This window comes from Sphingomonas sp. FG14 (genome assembly GCF_057809675.1).
This window is the reverse complement of record NZ_JBMDKK010000001.1, coordinates 1324713-1342664: the sequence shown is the minus strand read 5'-3', so window position 1 is coordinate 1342664 and position 17952 is coordinate 1324713. Positions and strand designations below refer to the sequence as shown.

General features: G+C 64.5%; 15 protein-coding genes and 1 tRNA gene. 6 read left to right on the top strand and 10 right to left on the bottom strand.

Going from position 1 to position 17952, the window contains the following annotated elements:
* The first annotated feature begins 99 nt into the window (after positions 1–99).
* From hemB to ACODTA_RS06370, 4 genes are read left to right on the top strand one after another with little or no spacing between them, the layout of a single operon-like run.
* Complete coding sequence (gene hemB / locus ACODTA_RS06385) at positions 100–1089, top strand: porphobilinogen synthase (protein WP_489064970.1); 990 nt, start codon at positions 100–102, stop codon at positions 1087–1089.
* 58 nt (positions 1090–1147) lie between these two features.
* Entirely contained in the window at positions 1148–3379 is a 2232-nt protein-coding gene (locus ACODTA_RS06380; RefSeq protein WP_489064969.1) for a fused MFS/spermidine synthase, read from the top strand.
* A gap of 22 nt (positions 3380–3401) precedes the next feature.
* Entirely contained in the window at positions 3402–3953 is a 552-nt protein-coding gene (locus tag ACODTA_RS06375; RefSeq protein ID WP_489064968.1) for a GNAT family N-acetyltransferase, read from the top strand.
* Complete coding sequence (locus ACODTA_RS06370) at positions 3941–4489, top strand: gamma carbonic anhydrase family protein (protein ID WP_489064967.1); 549 nt, start codon at positions 3941–3943, stop codon at positions 4487–4489. Before ACODTA_RS06375 ends, ACODTA_RS06370 begins: the two co-directional genes overlap by 13 nt.
* Here ACODTA_RS06370 and ACODTA_RS06365 read toward each other — a convergent pair.
* Positions 4476–4991, bottom strand: a complete 516-nt coding sequence (locus ACODTA_RS06365) for a hypothetical protein (protein ID WP_489064966.1) — start codon at positions 4989–4991, stop codon at positions 4476–4478. The two genes, ACODTA_RS06370 and ACODTA_RS06365, sit on opposite strands and share 14 nt — an antisense overlap.
* 85 nt (positions 4992–5076) lie before the next feature.
* Between ACODTA_RS06365 and ACODTA_RS06360 the strand changes: the two genes are divergently transcribed.
* Together ACODTA_RS06360 and ACODTA_RS06355 are read left to right on the top strand one after the other, a co-directional pair.
* Positions 5077–5153, top strand: a tRNA-Arg gene (locus tag ACODTA_RS06360).
* 215 nt (positions 5154–5368) lie between these two features.
* Complete coding sequence (locus tag ACODTA_RS06355; RefSeq protein WP_489064965.1) at positions 5369–7051, top strand: hypothetical protein; 1683 nt, start codon at positions 5369–5371, stop codon at positions 7049–7051.
* Positions 7052–7091: 40 nt separating this feature from the next.
* On the opposite strand, the gene ACODTA_RS06350 is transcribed toward ACODTA_RS06355, so the two are convergent.
* The 9 genes from ACODTA_RS06350 to ACODTA_RS06310 form a co-directional block, all read right to left on the bottom strand.
* Positions 7092–7724, bottom strand: coding sequence for a DUF3617 domain-containing protein (locus ACODTA_RS06350; protein WP_489065397.1), 633 nt, complete (start codon positions 7722–7724; stop codon positions 7092–7094).
* Positions 7725–7742: 18 nt separating this feature from the next.
* Positions 7743–8192 carry an HIRAN domain-containing protein gene (locus ACODTA_RS06345; RefSeq protein WP_489064964.1) on the bottom strand — a complete coding sequence of 150 codons (450 nt, stop codon included), beginning with the start codon at positions 8190–8192 and terminating at the stop codon, positions 7743–7745.
* An 83-nt stretch (positions 8193–8275) separates the two neighbouring features.
* The gene (locus ACODTA_RS06340; protein ID WP_489064963.1) at positions 8276–9520 is read right to left on the bottom strand and encodes a glycosyltransferase family 4 protein; all 1245 of its coding nucleotides are present in this window, start codon (positions 9518–9520) and stop codon (positions 8276–8278) included.
* Positions 9517–10176, bottom strand: a complete 660-nt coding sequence (locus ACODTA_RS06335) for a DedA family protein (protein WP_489064962.1) — start codon at positions 10174–10176, stop codon at positions 9517–9519. The genes ACODTA_RS06340 and ACODTA_RS06335 overlap by 4 nt, the downstream gene beginning before the upstream one ends.
* Positions 10177–10275: 99 nt before the next feature.
* Positions 10276–11022 carry an anti-sigma factor family protein gene (locus ACODTA_RS06330; RefSeq protein WP_489064961.1) on the bottom strand — a complete coding sequence of 249 codons (747 nt, stop codon included), beginning with the start codon at positions 11020–11022 and terminating at the stop codon, positions 10276–10278.
* Positions 11012–11548 carry a sigma-70 family RNA polymerase sigma factor gene (locus ACODTA_RS06325; protein WP_489064960.1) on the bottom strand — a complete coding sequence of 179 codons (537 nt, stop codon included), beginning with the start codon at positions 11546–11548 and terminating at the stop codon, positions 11012–11014. The genes ACODTA_RS06330 and ACODTA_RS06325 overlap by 11 nt, the downstream gene beginning before the upstream one ends.
* Positions 11549–11648: 100 nt before the next feature.
* Complete coding sequence (locus tag ACODTA_RS06320; RefSeq protein ID WP_489064959.1) at positions 11649–12758, bottom strand: membrane dipeptidase; 1110 nt, start codon at positions 12756–12758, stop codon at positions 11649–11651.
* Between the two features lie 22 nt (positions 12759–12780).
* Entirely contained in the window at positions 12781–15180 is a 2400-nt protein-coding gene (locus ACODTA_RS06315) for a S9 family peptidase (RefSeq protein ID WP_489064958.1), read from the bottom strand.
* A 76-nt stretch (positions 15181–15256) separates the two neighbouring features.
* Positions 15257–17659: a TonB-dependent receptor gene (locus ACODTA_RS06310; protein ID WP_489064957.1), complete on the bottom strand. Its 2403-nt coding sequence runs from the start codon at positions 17657–17659 to the stop codon at positions 15257–15259.
* Between the last annotated feature and the right edge of the window lie 293 nt (positions 17660–17952).

Below are 17952 nucleotides of genomic sequence, written 5' to 3'. Positions count from 1 at the left end.
CGGGCGCATGCCGTGGCGCAAGCGAATCTTTCCGATGATCGCGCAGGCTACGGGGGAAAGGGGTTGCGGCGACGGCGGCAAAGGTTGAAAGCAGCGGCCATGACCGCCGCTTTTCCTGCCCTTCGCCTTCGCCGCACCCGTTCCGCGCCGTGGAGCCGGTCGCTCCATGCGGAAACCGTGTTGACCCCCGCCGACCTGATCTGGCCGCTGTTCATCTGCGAGGGGCAGGGCATTGAGGAACCAGTGGCGAGCCTGCCCGGCGTTTCGCGCTGGTCGGTCGACAATATCGTCGCGCGCGGCCGGGAGGCGCGCGATCTGGGCGTTCCCTGCATCGCGTTGTTCCCCAATACGCCGCATGAGCGGCGGACCGATGACGGGGCGGAGGCGCTCAATCCGGACAATCTGATGTGCCAGGCGATCCGCGCGCTCAAGAATGCGGTGCCTGAAGTCGGCGTGCTGACCGACGTCGCGCTCGATCCTTATACAGCGCATGGCCATGACGGACTGCTCGACGTGGCAGGCTATGTGATCAACGACGCGACCTCGGAAGTGCTTGTCGGTCAGGCGCTCAATCAGGCGCGCGCGGGCGCCGATATCATCGCGCCTTCGGACATGATGGACGGTCGCGTCGGCGCGATCCGTGCGGCGCTGGAGGGCGAAGGCTTCGTCAACGCGCAGATCATGGCTTATTCGGCGAAATATGCGAGCGCGTTCTATGGCCCGTTCCGCGACGCGGTCGGTTCGCGCGGCCTGCTGAAGGGCGACAAGAAGACCTATCAAATGGACCATGCCAATTCGGAGGAGGCGCTGCGCGAGGTTGCCGCCGATCTCGCCGAGGGGGCAGACAGCGTGATGGTGAAGCCCGGGCTGCCCTATCTCGATATCATACGACGAGTGAAGGAGCGGTTCGAAGTTCCTGTATTCGCTTATCAGGTTTCGGGCGAATATGCGATGATCGAGGCGTCTGCGGCGGCGGGGGCCGGTGATCGTGATGCCCTGGTGATCGAAACGCTCATGGCCTTCAAGCGCGCCGGATGTTCAGGCGTATTGACCTATCATGCCGCGCATGCGGCGAGATTGCTCGCGTAAACGCGGCTTTAACCATGTCTCCCCTAGCTGATCGGATGATGGTGGGGGAAATGCAAACATGGCGACGATCGTTGGGCAGCCGGGCATGAGCCGGATCGGGCGAGGACCGCTGTTCGTCATCACGATCCTCACCGGATCGTTCCTGCTATTCCTAGTCCAGCCCATGGTCGCGCGCATGGCTCTGCCGCGGTTGGGCGGCGCGCCGGCCGTCTGGAACAGCGCCATGCTGGTTTATCAGGCGCTTCTGCTGGCTGGCTATGCCTATGCACATGCGATCGGCCGGCTCGCGCCTTCGCGACAGGCATTGATACACCTCGTGGTCTTCGCGGTTGCCGCGCTATGGTTGCCCATCGGGCTGGTCGCCAGCAATCCGCCGCCCGACGCCGAGCCGGTGGTCTGGGTCCCGTGGCTGCTGATCCTGTCGATCGGACCGCTCTTCTTCGCGGTGGCCGCACAGGCGCCCCTGATGCAGCGCTGGTACGGCATCGCCAGCGGCGGCCGCGATCCCTATGCGCTTTATGCCGCGTCCAACCTGGGCAGCTTTGTGGGCCTGATCGGCTACCCGCTCGTCGTCGAACCCCGAATGTCGATTGCTGGGCAGAGCGGCTTGTGGACCGGTGGTTATGCGCTGCTCGCGCTGCTCGTCATCATCTGCGCGCTCACCCTGCCAAGGGGCCGGGCAAACGTTGCCGATACCGAGGTGAAAAGCAGCGAGCGGCCGGCGCTTTCCCGCCAGCTTCACTGGATCATCCTCGCGGCGATCCCGTCGGCGCTGATGTTGTCGACGACCACGCACCTGACGACTGATATCGTCGCCATGCCCCTGCTCTGGGTGATTCCGCTCGCGCTCTACCTGTTGAGTTTCAGCGCCGCCTTTGCCGCGCAACGCACGATCGCCGATGCGATAACCCGTGTAGCACCGCTGCTCATCCTTGTGCTTGGCGGTTTCGCGCTGCTCGACGATCAGGATCAGCCCTGGTTGCGCGCGGCCCTCAGCCTGTTGTTGCTGTTCGTCGTGGCGGTCGCTCTCCACACTCGCATGTACCGGTTGCGGCCGGAGCCCGATCGTTTGACGGGCTTTTACCTGGCAATGTCGATCGGTGGCGTGATCGGTGGTCTGTTCGCGGCCTTGCTGGCGCCCGTCACGTTCGATTGGACCTATGAGCATCCGCTCCTGATCGTCGCGGCGGCGCTGCTGGTGCCGCATCATTACTGGCTCGCCGCGATAGAACGGGCATGGGGCACCGGACAGCGGGCACGGATCCTCTCGCTCGCGGTCGTGCTGCTGGTCATGCTCGCGCTGGTCATGAGCGCTTCGGGTGGAAAGGCGATCGCGGGCGCGGTGGTGCTGGCGCTTGGCATCGTGAGCGTCGGTCGGGCGATTCCTTTCGCGGCATCGGTCGCCGGCCTGCTGATGATATTCGGCGGCTGGGAATCGCTGGCGGTATCGCTCGCCAAGGATGCGCGCACGCGCAGCTATTTCGGCATCTACACGGTGACGACCGATGATCGCGAGCATGTCCGGCGGCTGGTTCATGGCACCACGGTCCATGGTACGCAGCGCTTGACGCCCGGAGAGGAGGCCGAGCCGACAAGCTACTATATCCGCCGGGCGGGGGTGGGGCGTGCCTTGACGGCCTTGCCCGATCTCGTCGGGCCACATCCCCGGATCGGCATTGTCGGATTGGGCGCGGGAACGCTGGCCTGTTACGCCCGCCCCGGGCAATCCTGGCGCTTCTACGAGATCGATCCTGCCGTGGTCCGGATTGCGCGTGACACCGGCCAGTTCAGCTTCCTGTCCCGCTGCGCGCCCGACGCACCGATCGCGATCGGCGACGCACGGCTGACCTTGCAGTCCGAAGCACCCGCAAGCCTCGATTTCCTGGCTCTTGACGCATTTTCGTCGGACGCTGTGCCGATGCACCTGCTGACGCGTGAGGCGTTCGGCATTTATCGGCGGACGCTTTCTCCGCGCGGCTTGTTGCTGGTCCATATCTCAAACCGCTATCTCGATCTCGAACCGGTGATCGCGGCGGCGGCCCGCGAAGGCGGGTGGCATGGCGCGATATTGCCCTATTTCATCAGCCGAGACCCGCATCCGGTCCCACAGGGCGCCAGTTCGGTCTGGATCGCGCTGTCGCCTGATGCAGGCCAGATCGAGCGTTTGACGAGGGGGGGAGGCGAGGATCCGTCCGGCACCTGGCGGCCGCTGAAGGCAAAACCGGGATTCTCGGGCTGGACCGATGATTTTTCGAGCATATTGCCATTGGTGCGGGCATGGGCGCCGTGACGTCGTTGAGGTAAAGGGTGGAATGGCCGAGACGATCCTGGAAACTGATCGGCTGCGCCTGAGAACCTGGGACGATACGGATATCGATCCCTATCTTGAACATCTCGACACGCCGGCGGTGTTGCGCTGGCTGGGGCCGTTGCAGACACGCGAAGACGTGGCCGCTGTGGTCGTGCGCGTCAATGCGTCGCAGGCCGAACATGGGCATTGTTTCTGGCTGATCGAGCGCAGGGCGGACGGGGCGCTGTTGGGCTTTTGCGGGCTCAAGCGCGTCAATGCGGCGGGAACCGAGCTTGCCGGCGAGTTCGAGGTCGGCTGGCGTCTGCGTGAGGACGCGTGGGGGCAGGGCTATGCGAGGGAAGCCGCGATCGCATCGATACGGCGTGCTTTTCTTGTGCACGGCGCCGAGCGCGTCGTCGCCTTCACCGTACAGGGCAACCGTGCGTCCTGGGGCTTGATGGAACGGCTGGGCATGGTACGTCGCGCGGATCTCGACTTCATAGATCCGGCCTATGGCCCGGATCTCAATCCCACCATCGTCTATATGACGGAGAGAAACCAATGGACGGCGTGAGCATCATCGAGTTCAACGGCAAGACGCCGCGTATCGATCCGAGCGCCTTCATCGCACCGGGCTGTCGTATCATCGGCGATGTCGAGATCGGGCCGGAAGCGAGCATCTGGTATAATTGCGTGCTGCGCGGTGATGTGAATTTCATTCGTGTCGGCGCCCGCTCCAACGTCCAGGATGGCACGGTGATCCATTGCGATTCGGGGCATGACGGCAAGGGCGGGCATCCGACGATCATCGGCGAAGATTGTCTGATCGGCCATATGGCGATGGTCCACGGCACCTTGCTCAAGGATCGGGGGTTTATCGGGCTCGGCGCGATCACCATGGATGGCACCGTGATCGAATCGGGCGGTATGCTGGCGGCGGGCGGCATGCTGACGCCCGGCAAGGCCATCGCCGCCAACGAGATGTGGGGCGGCCGTCCCGCGCGACTGATGCGCACGCTGACGGAGGAACAGGTGGCTGGCAATCTGATGGGCGTGGCGCATTACCGCCAACTCGCCAAGGCCCATGCGGCTGCGGTCAGGGCTGGCTGAGGCCGTTTCGGAGCGCGGTCAGCCGCTCCACTTGGCGATTATAGAGTCCCTCCACCTCGGTCTGCGCCGTCGCCGCATCGGCGACACCACCCATCGTCGCATCCTTCGATGCGCGATCGGCGAGTGACACATAAAGCGAATCGATTTCGGTCATCGCGCTCGCGGTTGGCGCGCGTGTCGCATCCAGCCCTGAAAGCTGTGTTTGGGCGGCGATCCATGCCTCGCTTGCCGGAGAGGCTCCACGCGCCGCGGAAACCGCGCGTTCGGCGGCGGGCAGCGCCGCCGCGAAGTCCGCTTCACCCTTGCGCGCATCGGCAAGGATCTTGGCGAGTTGGGCGGTCAGGGCGGAGTCCGCCGGCACGGCCGCGGCTGGCGGCTGTACCGGTTCCGCGTCGCTGCGCTGCTCGACGGGGCGGGGCGCGAGCGACGGAAAATCGCCGTTGGGGGCGGTGCAAGCGGCAAGCGCCAACACGGCAAGAAGGGGGAGGAAAGGGCGTTGCATCGGCCGTTTTCCTATCCCGTGAAGAAAAGCATCGCAACGGGGTTGCACATCTCTCACGACCCGCCTATTGGACCGCCTCCAACGCGCGCCCGTAGCTCAGCTGGATAGAGCATCAGACTACGAATCTGAGGGTCGGACGTTCGAATCGTTCCGGGCGCGCCAATTTTCCCCCGTCCACCATCGTGTGGCGGGGAAGATTTTCCAATCATCGATAACTGCTTCGAACGGCGCCGTGCGCTTGCGCGCGCGCGGTTCCTGTCAGGCCACGCTCTAGCGCAGAACCCTGAGCCTCACCCCAAGACGAAGGGGGTGGCAACAGGTTAACTCGCGGCGGGATTTCTCCTGAGAAATCAGCGCGTGTCGAGGAGATGTGGGCGATGTTCCGGTACCTGTTCATGCAAGGGCGGCAAAGGGAGCCGAGCGGTGAGATTGGCGGAGTTCGGCGTGCGTTCGCGACCATAGCCCTGCTCGTCACCCTGTCTTCCTGTGCGGAGTCACCGGAGGAGAAAGTGGCGCGAGAGGTCGAGGCAATGCTTGCGGATCTGCGCGTGACCGACAAAGCCGAGTTGCAGCCCATGGCCGGCGCGGTCATCGATGCGCTCGCGCGTCAGGTCCCAGAGTTGGCGGCGAACAGGGCTGAATTCGTGTCACGCGAACGGGCATTGCTGACCCAGGCCACCGGCGCACTGGCCGCGGCTAGCGGCAAGGTGGCAATGGAGCGCCCGGCCGATGCCGAAACCAGCGTGGCATTGCCGCAACCCAGGTTCGCGACCCCCGGAGCGGGGAGCATCCTTTCATGGATTATCCCGGCCGCTCGCGCGCAATCCGCAGGCACTGGTACAGGAATGACCGGTTTTTCCGCCGGCTTTCTACTTGGGGGCATGGCCGGCACCGGCGCGAGGAAGGGGGAAGGCGGCAGGCTGGCGAAGGAGTTCAACGGCAAGGGTGGCGAGAAGGTCTCGCTTGCCGTCGATGTCGCGAAGAACGGTGTGGTCGATGCCTCGATCAGCAGTAATGTCGATATCCCGCAACTCGGTGCCCAGGCCGGCGGCCAGACCGGTATATCGACCAGAACGCTGTGCCCCGACGCCGAGGGGCGGGTGGAATTCACGATCCGCCTGCGCAACGGCGGTGCCGCCGGTTCGGCCGGACATAGTTCGACCAAGGAAGCGCATGTCGCGCTGGTCGTGGACGATAATGCCGAGATTGCCAGCATCGATATCCGCGCCAGCTATGACAGCAGCACATCCGGCCCGAAGGGGACGGCCAGGGTCGCCGCCACTGCCCATTATCTTGTCGACGGCAACGGCGACAGCAAGATCGAGGATTACAGGATCACCAAGGCCACTGGCGACTATGACGCGCTGCGCGATGAGAGCTTGCGGGATACGCTTGCGCTTGCACGCACCGCCGTTGTCGGCGCCAGGCTCCATTGGCAAAGTGGCAATTGCATTCGTCTCGACGCGCGATCGCCCGGCAATGTTGCCCCAGGGGCGGTGTCTGCCATCGACGTCAAGACCGTGAAGAAAGGCGATTCCGCCGAAATCCGCGCGAAGATCGCGGTCACGCTGGAAGGTGGCGCGTCGGTTGAACCGACGCATTTCACATCGCCGAGCAAGGTCACCCATGTGGCCGTGAACGAGCGCGACAGGACGATGCGCATTGGGTTGAGGGCAACGTCGCGGCGCGGTGCCGCATCGGAACTGCTGCGCGTCACCACGAATCCCGAACAATATCAGATCGAGGGCGGCGGCGGGGAGTTTCACGGTACGGGCGTCATCTGCGATCTCACAAGGCCGTTCACCGTAAAGGGCAATGCGAATATCGTGGTGACGTTCACGCCCGCGTCCGAGCGCGGCGGCAGCTATTCCTATACCGGTCAGATCGCCGGATCACGGCTGTTCGGGAAGGGCACCTACACCGTGCGGTACGACGGGGACCGGCCGGTCGGGATCAATGCGAGCGGGGCGGGGAGCGCGACCTCACCCTATGGCACCTTCACCAATTCGGGCTCGGAAAGCTATGTGCTTCAGCACACTTACGGGCAGGAATGTGGCTAGCTGAAAAGAAGGGGGAGCGATGCCCCCCCCCTTTCGTCGATCAGCCTGTCTGCGACTGGCCGGGCTTCATGTCGGCCGGACAATCGCCGAGATATTTCGCGTCGATGACGGTCTTCACTTCCTGCTGCGCGGCGGCGGGGAGATTCGGGCCGCTCATCTTGGTCGCCATCTCGATCTTGTAGGCAGAGGAGAAGTCGCCGGTCAGGCTGCCCTTGCTCGTGGTGGTCATGCCCTGGATCGTGCACTCCGAATCGATCTCGTAGCCGGCTGCCACCTTCGTGACGCTGTTCTTGGCGCAGGTCTGGCCGGCGCCCGGCGGCGGCGTGAAGGCGTTGGTGCCCGGGGCTGGTTCGCCGACGCAGACCTTGGTTGCTTGCGGCGCGGGCATGCCGGCGGCAGTGATCTTCATTTCCCAAAGCCCGGCCTTGGGGGCGGGCGGCGCATCGACGGACGCCGTTGCGGTGTCACCTGCAGCCGCCGTGTCGTTCGCGGCCGCGCCGTCATTCGCCTTTTCGCCGCCGGAGCATGCGCTGAGCATGAGGGCGCCGGCCGCTGTGCAAGCGGCAAGATAGGTACGCATCAAACTGGATCTCCCCTTTTTCAGGTCACGTGCCCGCTGGCGGAGTCCGCCACCAAGCCGGGCTCCAACGTGCCGTGTCCAGTTCGGTTCCATCGCCACGGAACGTACCGCTCAGTTCGGCCCGTCACCGCTCCATCCGTCATCCCAGCTTTCCTCTGGCGGAATCTCGTCGGGCCAGAAGCCGTCGGCCGTGGCTCCCTGTTCGGGGTCGGTCACCTTTTCCAGATCGGGGCGCTGTGGCAGCAAGGGTGCTTCGCCATCGAACGCCACACGGATGAACGCGCTCCGCCGTGTCATGCCCTGGAAGATCGCCTGGATCTCGCGCCCGTTTCGGATCATCGCGCCGATCCATGGGGCGCGCTCGGCGGTCAGATACCCGAGCTGGATGCCACGCGCGCTATAGACGGCGACGGCAAGCGGATCGGCGGGATTATTGGGCTCCAGCCGCAATTCGACGGGTTCGCCCGCCACGCACAGGCGCAGTTCGAACGCACGCGTGGGGCCGCGCTTGTTCGGATAATCGATACCGGCAATGGCCAGGCTGAGCGCGGTCAGCGCCATGGCCGCATCGTGGCAATGTTTCCGGTCCGCGCCGTCATGGTTTCGCCGCCATCGAAAGTTCGGCGGCGATCGTCAACCGTTGTTCAGACGGCTGACGGCTTTTGGTCGAGCGGGCGTGAAAGACAGTCGCGATATATATCGACGACCTGATCGAGGATGTCGGCCCATTCATAGCGCGCGGCTTCGGCGGCGGCGGCACAGCCCAAGGCCGTGCGCCGATCGGGCATGCGGATCATCCGGTCGAGTTCGGCCGCATAGGCTTCATCGATGTTGGGCGATACCAATAATCCGGTGCGGCCGTGATCGATCAGTGCGCGCGCACTTGGCGCATCGGCGGAGACGATCGCCAATCCGGCGGCCATCGCCTCCAGCGTGACGTTGCCGAATGCTTCCGTGGTGCTGGGATTGAGCATGACGTCGGCGCTCGCCACGGCGCGTCCCAGTGCCGCCCCGGAAAGATGCCCCAGGAAGGTGGCGTTGCCGAGCTGACGGGCAAAACCGTCTCGGCCCGGCCCGTCGCCCACGATCAGTGGGCGGATGCGATGCCCGCCGGACCGAGCCGCCTCAATCGTCCGCGCGAATATGTCGAGACCCTTTTCCCGGACGGCGCGACCGAAGAAGAGGATGATCACATCGTCATCCGCATAGCCCAGCGAACGCCGCCATTCGGGATCCCGCCGATCGGGCGTGAAGATGGTCCGATCGACGCCGCGGCCCCATATACCGACGCGCTCGCCGAGCCCCGCCGCGCGCAACTCTTCCGCGATGGGCGCATTGGGAGCGAGCACGCGATCGCTGCCGGTGTAGAAACGGTGCAGATAGCGCTCGATACCCTCGCGCAGCATCCGAAGCCCGTAATAGTCGAGATAGGTCTCGAAGCGCGTGTGAAGGCTGGCGACGACGGGAATGCCGAGCGTACGGGCAAAATGCTGCGCGCTGCGCCCGAGCAGGTCGGGGGCTGAAAGATGAACGATATCGGGCGCGAAACGACGCACGTCGTGGCGGATCGTTTTTGGCAGGCCGAGGGCGAGGCGATATTCCGGACGACCGGGGATGCCGATCGATGGCACCGATACCAGCTCTCCCGTTGGGGGAAAGGCGGCTTCGCGCGCGGTCGGCGAATAGACGCGCACCTGTGCGCCCGCCTCGTTCAGCAGATGCCCGACCAGCCGGTTCAGCGCCTGATTGGCGCCGTCGCGCACGCAATTGTAGTTGCCCGAGAACAGCGCGATCCGCAGCGGCCTGCTCGGCACGTTTCGCAGATCGGGGCGCCGGTCGCGCAATACGCGCGCGACCGGAGAGGGACGCCGCATGGCATATCCGCTCATTTGATACTCCTACCCATGGTTCGTCGTGGATCGCGTTCGAGGCGGCCAGTCAGGATGCGTGCGCCGGCAAGCGGGCCGATGATGCAGATGAGCGCGATACCCAGCGTCGCGAAGGTCCATTGGGTCCCGTTCAGCCCGTCGATTCCGCCCATGCTCCGGGCGGCCAGGAATCCGGGCGTCAGCATGGCGGGCACCCAGAGTATCGCCGAAAGCAGATTTGCGATCTGGAACGGACGTTGCGGCATCCGCATCACGCCCGCCACCAGCGGGATGGTCGATCGGATCGGCCCCAGGAAGCGCCCGATCAGCACCGACCAGAAACCGTAGCGGCGGAAGAACAGCCGTGTCCGCGCCACCAGCGACAGGTGTCGGTTGAGCGGGGCGCGATAATAGATACGCGATCCCAGCCCGCGGCCGATCGCATAGGACAGGGCATCGCCCAGCACCGATCCCGCGACCGACCAGAGGAAAACCGGAAGCGGATCGATCACGCCGCTGCCGATCAGGCCGCCGATCATCAGCATCAGCGCGGTCGCCGGCACGAACAGGCCGATGATCGCCAGCGACTCCCCGAAAGCGATCAGGCCGAGCAGCGGCCCGGCCCATACGCCGTGCTGTTCGAGGAACAAGGCCAGTTGGGCGACGAACTGGTCCATTTCAGCAATACCCGCCAGAGCTGGCTTTGGAGTATGCGGGCGCCGGGTTGCGCCGCGTTGCCGCGGCGGCGAAGATCATATCAGGCAGCATGGGGCGGCTCAGAAATAGGCGTTGTCGGCGACGTCGTCGGCTGCGCGGTCGAGTTCATTGGCCGGGAGTGTTCCGATCAATGCGTAGGAGACGCCGTCACGGTTCCAATAGGCGGCGGCGGTGTCGCCGCGCTGCACGGCGACGGGCTGGGTCGTCGCCCGGTTCTTGGTCGGCGTCGCGAACATCGACATGATCTGGCCATTGTTGGTGTGGATCATGAACTGGAGCGCGGGGCCGCCATCGGAGGGGAAAAGCTGGACGTCGGTCACCCGCCATCCGGTCAAGGGCACCGGCATCCGGATCCGCGCCGATTGCAGCATCTCATGTGCGTCGAAATGCGGAGTCTCGACCTGCGAGGTCATCGCCGCGCGCATCAGGCCGACGCGATGCGACATCACGGCATCGCCGACATAGGACGGCACGTCGCCATGAAGCGTGGGCCAGACCAGCATCAGCGCCGCAGCCGCCGCCGCCATGCCCATCGTCGAAAATCCCATGAGCGCCGACAATCTCCACCGCCGCTTGCCCAGGCGCTGGCGCAGCGTTTCTGCCCGGTCGGCCAGTTGGGCGGGCAGGGGTTCGCGCTGTTGCAGCACCAGGCGCAGCGCGCTGCGGACCTTCAGATCGGCCATGACGCGCGCGGCGACATCGGCATGGCGCGACAGATGATCTTCCACCGCCATGCGCCGCTCGGTATCGAGTTCGCCGTCGATATAGGCTTCGATCTCGAAATCGGTGACCGGATCAATCGGCATCCTTGCCTCCCACGATGCGCAGGCTGGTGATCGCGCGGGTTTCGGCTTCTGCGTCGAGCGCGCGCAGCGCCGCGCGGGCCCGGCTGAGGCGTGACATCACGGTGCCCACGGGAATATCGAGCAGCGCCGCGGCCTCCTGATAACCAAGCCCTTCGATGCTGATCAGGTGGATCACCTCGCGTTGCGCGTCAGGCAATTGCATGAAGCGATCGAGCGTCTGCTGAAGATAGGCGCGCTTCTCCTGCACCGGCTCGATCCGGTCGGTCAGCAGCGATGCCAGTGCGTCATGGCGAGCATCTTCGGCGCGGCGGCGGCGAAGATCACCCAGAAAACTGTTGCGGACGATGCCGAGCAGCCAGTTGCGTAGCGATCCGCCCGGCCGGAAACCGTCGGCGCCGCCATAGGCGCGGACCAGCGCGTCATGCACCAGATCGTCGGCGGCGTCCGCGTCGCGGCACAGCGAGCGCGCATAGCGCCGCATCGTCGGCACATGCTCCAGCGGATCCTGTTTGCTGCGAAAAGCCATATCGGGAATATGCAGCCGCGAGGCAGTCTATTCCCTGTACAGGCAAATATTATCGATTCCTGGGCGCTCGCCGGTGTGCGGCGATGGCGGGGGGCCGGCGTCAGGAACCCAGGCTCGCCTCATAGACGCGCATCCAGTTTTCCCCCATCACCTTGTCGATCTCGGTGCCGGTCCAGCCACGGCGCGCCATCTCGGCGCGCACCGCCGGAAGACGCGATATATCCTCGAAACCGGTCGCATATTGGATGGGATCCTGAAGATAGGTCATGTCCGGCGGAAAGGCGAAGGACTCTTCCGGGCGGATGACCGAGGTCGCGCCGGTGGTGAAGTCGCCGCCGACGCCGATATGATCGACCCCGACCAGCTTCTTCAGATAATCGAGTTCGTCCACATAACGGCCGACATCGGCGCGCTTTTTCGGCCGGTCGCGCTTGCCGACATCCTGGCCGCTCCAGCTCATGAACGGTTCGATGGCGCTGACGCCGAACAGTCCGCCGGTACGCGCGATCCCTTCGATGACGCGATCGGAGGTGTTGCGCGGATTGGGATTGAGCGCGGCGACGTTCGAATGGGTGCACACCACCGGGCGTTCGGCCATCGCGATGACGTCCAGGCTCGATCGCTCGCCCATATGGCCGCCGACATCGACGAGCATGCCGAGCGATTGCATCTCCGCCACGATCGCCCGTCCGGCGCGGGACAGGCCGGTGGCCGGATCGAGGCAGCCGCCGGCAAAGGCATTGGTGAGATTGTAGATCAGGCCGACGACACGCACGCCCAGTTCGTAGAAGAGCCGCATCGTCGTCTTCGGCGGTTTCGACCACCAGTCGCTGTCGCCCTTCGCCGCGAACAGATCGGCTTCCTGCCAGCCGATCGTCATCGAAAGCCTGCCCTCACGCTTGATCCGCCGGATATCGGCAGCGCTCTTCGCGATCTCGACATGCTTTGAATTGCGCGCGACGAACTCGAGCAACTGCGACATCTGCAGCAGCGTCGGCAACATGCTGACGCTCCAGCAATCGACGCCCCCCTTGCGCATCAGCGCCAGATACTTGGCGGTCGGCGCGGCCGGGCTGCACCCGTCCACGACGATCGGCACTGTCGGCGCGGCGGCGGATGCATGCCCCGCCAGGCCGGTTCCCGCAGCAGCGGCAACCATGCCTCCCCCGGCGAATTGCATCAGGCTGCGGCGGCTTATCTCGGACGTCATCGGCCAATCTCCCGGAAGGTCATCATTTCACGATCTGCGCGAAGGGCATGGGCGGATCCTGTCGCTTCAGGTGGCGCAGGAAGAATCCGGCCAGCCTGCGGACGGCGTAGGGATGATAGCCGACATCGTGCGCGGCGTTTGGCACCAGCACGAGATCGAATTCCTTGCCCGCCCTGATCAGCGCATCGGACAGCGCGATCGTCTGGTTGAAGGGTACATTCTGGTCGATCTCGCCCGCGATCAGCATCAGCTTGCCCCGCAGGCGATTGGCCAGATGCAGATTGTCCACGCGCGCATAGGCGTCGCCATCCTTGCCCGGGATGCCGAAGAATCTCTCCACCGATATCGACGAGATCATCGTGCTGTAATCGTGCGGGCCCGCGATCGACACCGCCGCCTTGTAGAAATCCGGAAACAGCAGGATCGATCGCGCTGAGGCATAGCCGCCAAAGGAAATGCCGGTGATGCCGACGCGATCGAGATCCATATAGGGGCGGGTTCGCGCCGCCGCCTTGATGCCCGCGACATGATCGGCGAGCGCGAACGAATCCTCGTCCTTCATCGGCGCGACATGAAAGTCCCGCGATCGCCGGGGCGTGCCGCGGCCATCCTGTACGACGATCAGGAACCCCAGTTCGGCCAGCGCCTGCATATAGGCCGCGCGCCCGCCCAGCGTGTCGGTGAAGCCCTGCGGCGCGAAGGAAACCTGTGGTCCACCGTAGATCTGCTCGATCACCGGATATCGCCGATCGGCATCGAAATTGCTCGGCTTCAGCATGATCCCGTGGATATCGTGCTTGCCGTCGGCGCTTTTCGCGACCAGCCGCTCCGGCGCTTTCCAGCCCGTCGCCAGCAGCGCACCGGCATCGGCATCGACCAGCGGCGCGACCATCGCGCCGTCGGCCTTGCGCAGCACGGTGCGCGGCGGCTGGGAAACGGTGGAGAAGCTGTCGACGAAATAGCGTCCGCTCGGCGAGAAGCGCCGCACCGGTACGTCGTCATGCCCATTGAGCCCGCGCGCCGGAAAATTCGCATAGACGTGATCGGCGTCCTCGGGCGTCAGTAGTCGCGGTTCGCTCCCGTCCAGTTTTGCGCGATAGAGATGACGATAATAGGGATTGCGCCCGGCTTCCTTTCCGCCGGCGGTGAAATAGACGGCGCCCGCGCGCTCGTCGACGCGCACGATATCGAAAACCGTCCATTCGCCGCGCGTCACCGCGTTCTTCAGCGCGCCGGTCTTCGCGTCGTAGCGGTAAAGATGCCCCCAGCCGCTGCGTTCGGACCACCAGAGCAGTTCGCCGCGCGCCGCCAGCAGCCGCACATTGGGCACATGATAGTCGAAGGGGTTGAGGTTCAGATAGGGATCGCCGCGCTCCTCCAGCACGGTCCGGCTGGCGCCCGTCTCGGCATTGACGGCGATGACGCCGATCGCGCGCGAATCCCGGGTGGCGGTTACCAGGTAAAGCTCGCCGTCGCGCATGTTCCAGCCGGGTTCGCCGACGATCGCCCAATAGGGCGCATAATCGTGAAACCCCAGCTTGCCGCCGTCCACCGGCACGATGCCGCCATCGGCCATGTCGATCAGGGCCAGGCGGTAGGGCGTTTCCGGCGCGTCGGCGGGGATGGGCATCGCGATCTGGTGCGCGATCGGCCTCGGCGCATCGGGCGCGAGATATTCGACGACATAGGGGGCGGTCTTCACGCCGCGCCGGTCCGAACGCACGGCAAGGAGGTAGCGACCATCGGGCGACCAGCTCACGCCGGGAGATGTCGGCTTCGCGGTGCCACGCCGTTCCTCCACATAGCTGGTCCGGAAGGCGGTGTAGTCATAGGGGAAATCGGCGCTGCCATCGGTCGTGAGCGCCCGTTCCGCGCCGCTCGCCAGGTCGCGGACCCACAGATTATGGTCGCGCCGGAATACCGCGCGCCTGCCGTCGGGAGAGGGGATCGCCGCGGGATCGGCCGCAAGCGCGGGCGCGACGTCGCAGCGGGTGGCCGCGCGGACGCATGTGAAACGCGTGTCCCCGCTTGCGAAGATCACGCTTTGCAGATTGTCGGAATATCGAAAGCTTGCAATGGGCAATTGCGCCGGGGTGACGGGCTTGCCGAGCCGTGACGAGAGCGTGCGCGCCATCGCGTCATGGTCGAACGATGCCTCGGTGGCGCCGGTCACGGCATCGACGGTCATGAAGCGATATCCGCCGTCGATCTCGTGCCGATACCAGAAACGGTCGGTGCCGGCGATCCAGTTGGGAACCGGCGCCGCGTTGCGCACCAGCGCGCGCGCGGCGTCGGGATAGAAGCGCGCGGCCCGTTCGATGTCCGCTTCGGTCAGGCCCGCATCCTGCGCGCCGGCGGGGGCGGCGATCACGCCTGCCGCGCACGACAGCACGATCACCGCCCTCGAAAACATGCGCTGCATCATGAGGCTCCTTCGGCGATGTCAAAGGGCAATGGCGGCACATCGCCGGGATGTGCCGCCACCATTTCAGAACGGATCAATAACGAACGGTCACGGTAAGGCCAGCGGTGCGCGGCCGGTTGATGAACGCGGAGGACAGTGGCCCGTCGAGCACGCCGTTGACCAGTCGCGCCGAACTGGTCGGGATCGTCGTCGCCTGCAGTTCCAGATCGTTGAGCAGGTTGTTGACATAGGCGGTGAGCGACCAGCTTTCGCGCTCTATCCCCAGGCGGATGTTCAGCATTTCCATGCTGCCGAGCTTGCCCGTCCGGAAATTCTGCGGGAAGGTCTCGCGCTCGCCGACATATTGGAAGGCGATCTGTCCGGTCAGGCTGGTGCCGCCGTCGCCCAGCGGATAGCTGATGTCGGCGCCGGTCGAGAAGGACAGCTTCGGCACGTTGGGCGGGCGGTTGCCCTTGGCGAGATCCTGGTAATCGGCCGGTGCCCCCGCGATCGCGAAGACCGACATGCCCCGGGTATATTCCGCCTCGGTCAGATTGCCGCTGAAGAACAGCGAGAGATTGCGGTTCACCTTGTAGTGGCTTTCAACCTCGACGCCGTAGATCCGCAATTGCGGGCCATTGGCGGTCAGGGCGCCCGGATTGCTGATGCCGATCTGCGGATTGTCGAAGTCCGAATAGAAGCCGGCGATATTGAAGGTCAGCTTGCCGTCGAGCAGCCGCGTCTTCAGGCCGATCTCGCCGGTCACGATATCGTCGGAATCATAGGTCAGCGCATCCTCGAACGCGGCCGAGCCGACCGGGCCGAAACCCAGGGCGGAGAAGGGGCTGTTGAGCCCGCCGTTGCGCACGCCGCGCGCAACGGTGCCGTAGAGCATCGCGGTTTCCGCAACGTCGAATTCGAAGCCCAGCCGCGGCAGGAAGGTGTTGAGCTTGAAATCGAAGCTCACGCCCGGCCCGCCCGGCGCGGTCAGGCTTTCGACATCGTTGGGCACCGGGAAATAGACCGGCGCGTAGATATCCGCCGGGTTGCTGAAGATCGGCGAGAAGATGCCGATCACATAGGATTCGACCAGCGTCGAGCGAACCTTCTCGTTGACGTAGCGGGTGCCCGCGAACAGCCGGAACCGGTCCGATACCTTGTAGTTCAGCTCGACGAAGCCCGAGAACTGGCGCGTGTCGACCCGGTTGGTGGTGCGTTCGATCTCGGTCGTGCCGGTATCGGTGATGTTGGCATAGCCGTCACCCGTCACCAGCGCCGTACTGATCGCCTTGGTGTCCTGATAATAGGCGCCGGCCACCAGGTTCAGCGGTGAATCGAAATCGGTGATGAAGCGGAATTCCTGCGAGATGCTCCGTTCCTTGCCGCGTGTGCGCGCGATCGCCGTCAGATCGGACGACAACAGGTTGCTGGCAGTGTTGAACGGCGGGAACGCGTTGAAAAATCCTTCGAACCCATAGGTATAGGCGGAGCTGAAGGTCTCGGCCTGGCGCTTGCGATTATAAAGGCCGGTGATCGATTCGATCGTGAAGCGATCCGATTTGTAAGAGATTTTGCCGCTATAGAGTTCGAAGTCATCGGTGTTCGAACCGTCGATCAGGCTCAGTTCGGGTGCGATCAGATCCTCGCTGCCCACCGAATCCCCGATCGTGCCCGGATTGATGAAATTGAGTTCGCCGATATTGTCGCGGCCGACATGCGCGGCCAGCCGGATGCTCAATTCGTCCGTCGGCTTGTAGAGCAGCACTGCCCGTCCGCCCCAGGATTCGAAGGAGTTCATGTTCTTCTTGTTGAGGCCGATATTGTCGATATAGCCGTCGTCGTTGCGGTAATAGCCGACCAGGCGGATGCCCAGCTTGTCGGGCACGATCACGAAGCTGGTCGCATTCTCGAAACGATGGTTGAAGCCGCCGCTCTTGGTGGTGCCGATGCCGCCGCTCCACGTGCCTTCCACCATCTTGCCGCTGCTCAGGTCGGGATCGGCGGAGAAGTAGCGGATCACGCCGCCCATCGCGCCTTCGCCGAAATAGGTGGGCTGCGGCCCGCGCAGCACCTCGATCCGGTCGAAATCGAAGAAGTTGAAGTCGCGCTGCGAGGCGGACGCGGACGCGACGGAGATGTCGTCGACCAGGATCGAAACCAGCGGCTGCAGCGCGTTGCCCGAAACCTGCGTGCTGTTGGTGACGCCGCGGATGTTGATCTCGTTCGAATTGGGGCCACGGTCGAGCATCTCTACGCCCGCGACGCGGTTCGAAAGATCCTCGAAATCGACGATGCCCGATCGGCTGAGCTCGCGGCTGTCGAGCGCGGTGATGCTGCCGCCGATATCCTGCACCGATTCCTGGCGGAAGCGGGCGGTGACCACGATCTCCTCGGGATTGTCACCTTCGTTGGCGGTTTGCGCCGACGCTTCGGCCGCGCCGAAAACGAGCATAGACATGCCGGTCAGGAACCAGGCCTTCTTCCCCCTGTGTGACATTCATACCTCCTCTGATGGCATGGCCTGACCGGCCATGCGTTGATGTGATTGCTGTGCGTTCGAAGCGGATTGCCCATGCTTCGTCGCGGCGATGCGTCTGTGGAAGATCGCCGCGGATTTCGTCAGTCCTGCCTCTTCCGGACAGGATTGTATGGATCGGATCTTCAGGCCGGGCCGGGCGTGAAGTCGTTCCGGAAGTCAGGGATTCGGCTGCCCCGCGTGCCCGGGCGGGGCGATCCGAATCACTGTTTCGTCATGATGTCCCTGTGTAGTAATACAGAACTGTATTGTAA

Bases quoted from the DNA above. Each gene is read 5' to 3' on its own strand.
- hemB (WP_489064970.1), top strand. From the start codon at position 100: ATGACCGCCGCTTTTCCTGCCCTTCGCCTTCGCCGCACCCGTTCCGCG.
- ACODTA_RS06380 (WP_489064969.1), top strand. From the start codon at position 1,148: ATGGCGACGATCGTTGGGCAGCCGGGCATGAGCCGGATCGGGCGAGGA.
- ACODTA_RS06375 (WP_489064968.1), top strand. From the start codon at position 3,402: ATGGCCGAGACGATCCTGGAAACTGATCGGCTGCGCCTGAGAACCTGG.
- ACODTA_RS06370 (WP_489064967.1), top strand. From the start codon at position 3,941: ATGGACGGCGTGAGCATCATCGAGTTCAACGGCAAGACGCCGCGTATC.
- ACODTA_RS06365 (WP_489064966.1), bottom strand. From the start codon at position 4,991: ATGCAACGCCCTTTCCTCCCCCTTCTTGCCGTGTTGGCGCTTGCCGCT.
- ACODTA_RS06355 (WP_489064965.1), top strand. From the start codon at position 5,369: ATGTTCCGGTACCTGTTCATGCAAGGGCGGCAAAGGGAGCCGAGCGGT.
- ACODTA_RS06350 (WP_489065397.1), bottom strand. From the start codon at position 7,724: ATGGAACCGAACTGGACACGGCACGTTGGAGCCCGGCTTGGTGGCGGA.
- ACODTA_RS06345 (WP_489064964.1), bottom strand. From the start codon at position 8,192: ATGGCGCTGACCGCGCTCAGCCTGGCCATTGCCGGTATCGATTATCCG.
- ACODTA_RS06340 (WP_489064963.1), bottom strand. From the start codon at position 9,520: ATGAGCGGATATGCCATGCGGCGTCCCTCTCCGGTCGCGCGCGTATTG.
- ACODTA_RS06335 (WP_489064962.1), bottom strand. From the start codon at position 10,176: ATGGACCAGTTCGTCGCCCAACTGGCCTTGTTCCTCGAACAGCACGGC.
- ACODTA_RS06330 (WP_489064961.1), bottom strand. From the start codon at position 11,022: ATGCCGATTGATCCGGTCACCGATTTCGAGATCGAAGCCTATATCGAC.
- ACODTA_RS06325 (WP_489064960.1), bottom strand. From the start codon at position 11,548: ATGGCTTTTCGCAGCAAACAGGATCCGCTGGAGCATGTGCCGACGATG.
- ACODTA_RS06320 (WP_489064959.1), bottom strand. From the start codon at position 12,758: ATGACGTCCGAGATAAGCCGCCGCAGCCTGATGCAATTCGCCGGGGGA.
- ACODTA_RS06315 (WP_489064958.1), bottom strand. From the start codon at position 15,180: ATGCAGCGCATGTTTTCGAGGGCGGTGATCGTGCTGTCGTGCGCGGCA.
- ACODTA_RS06310 (WP_489064957.1), bottom strand. From the start codon at position 17,659: ATGTCACACAGGGGGAAGAAGGCCTGGTTCCTGACCGGCATGTCTATG.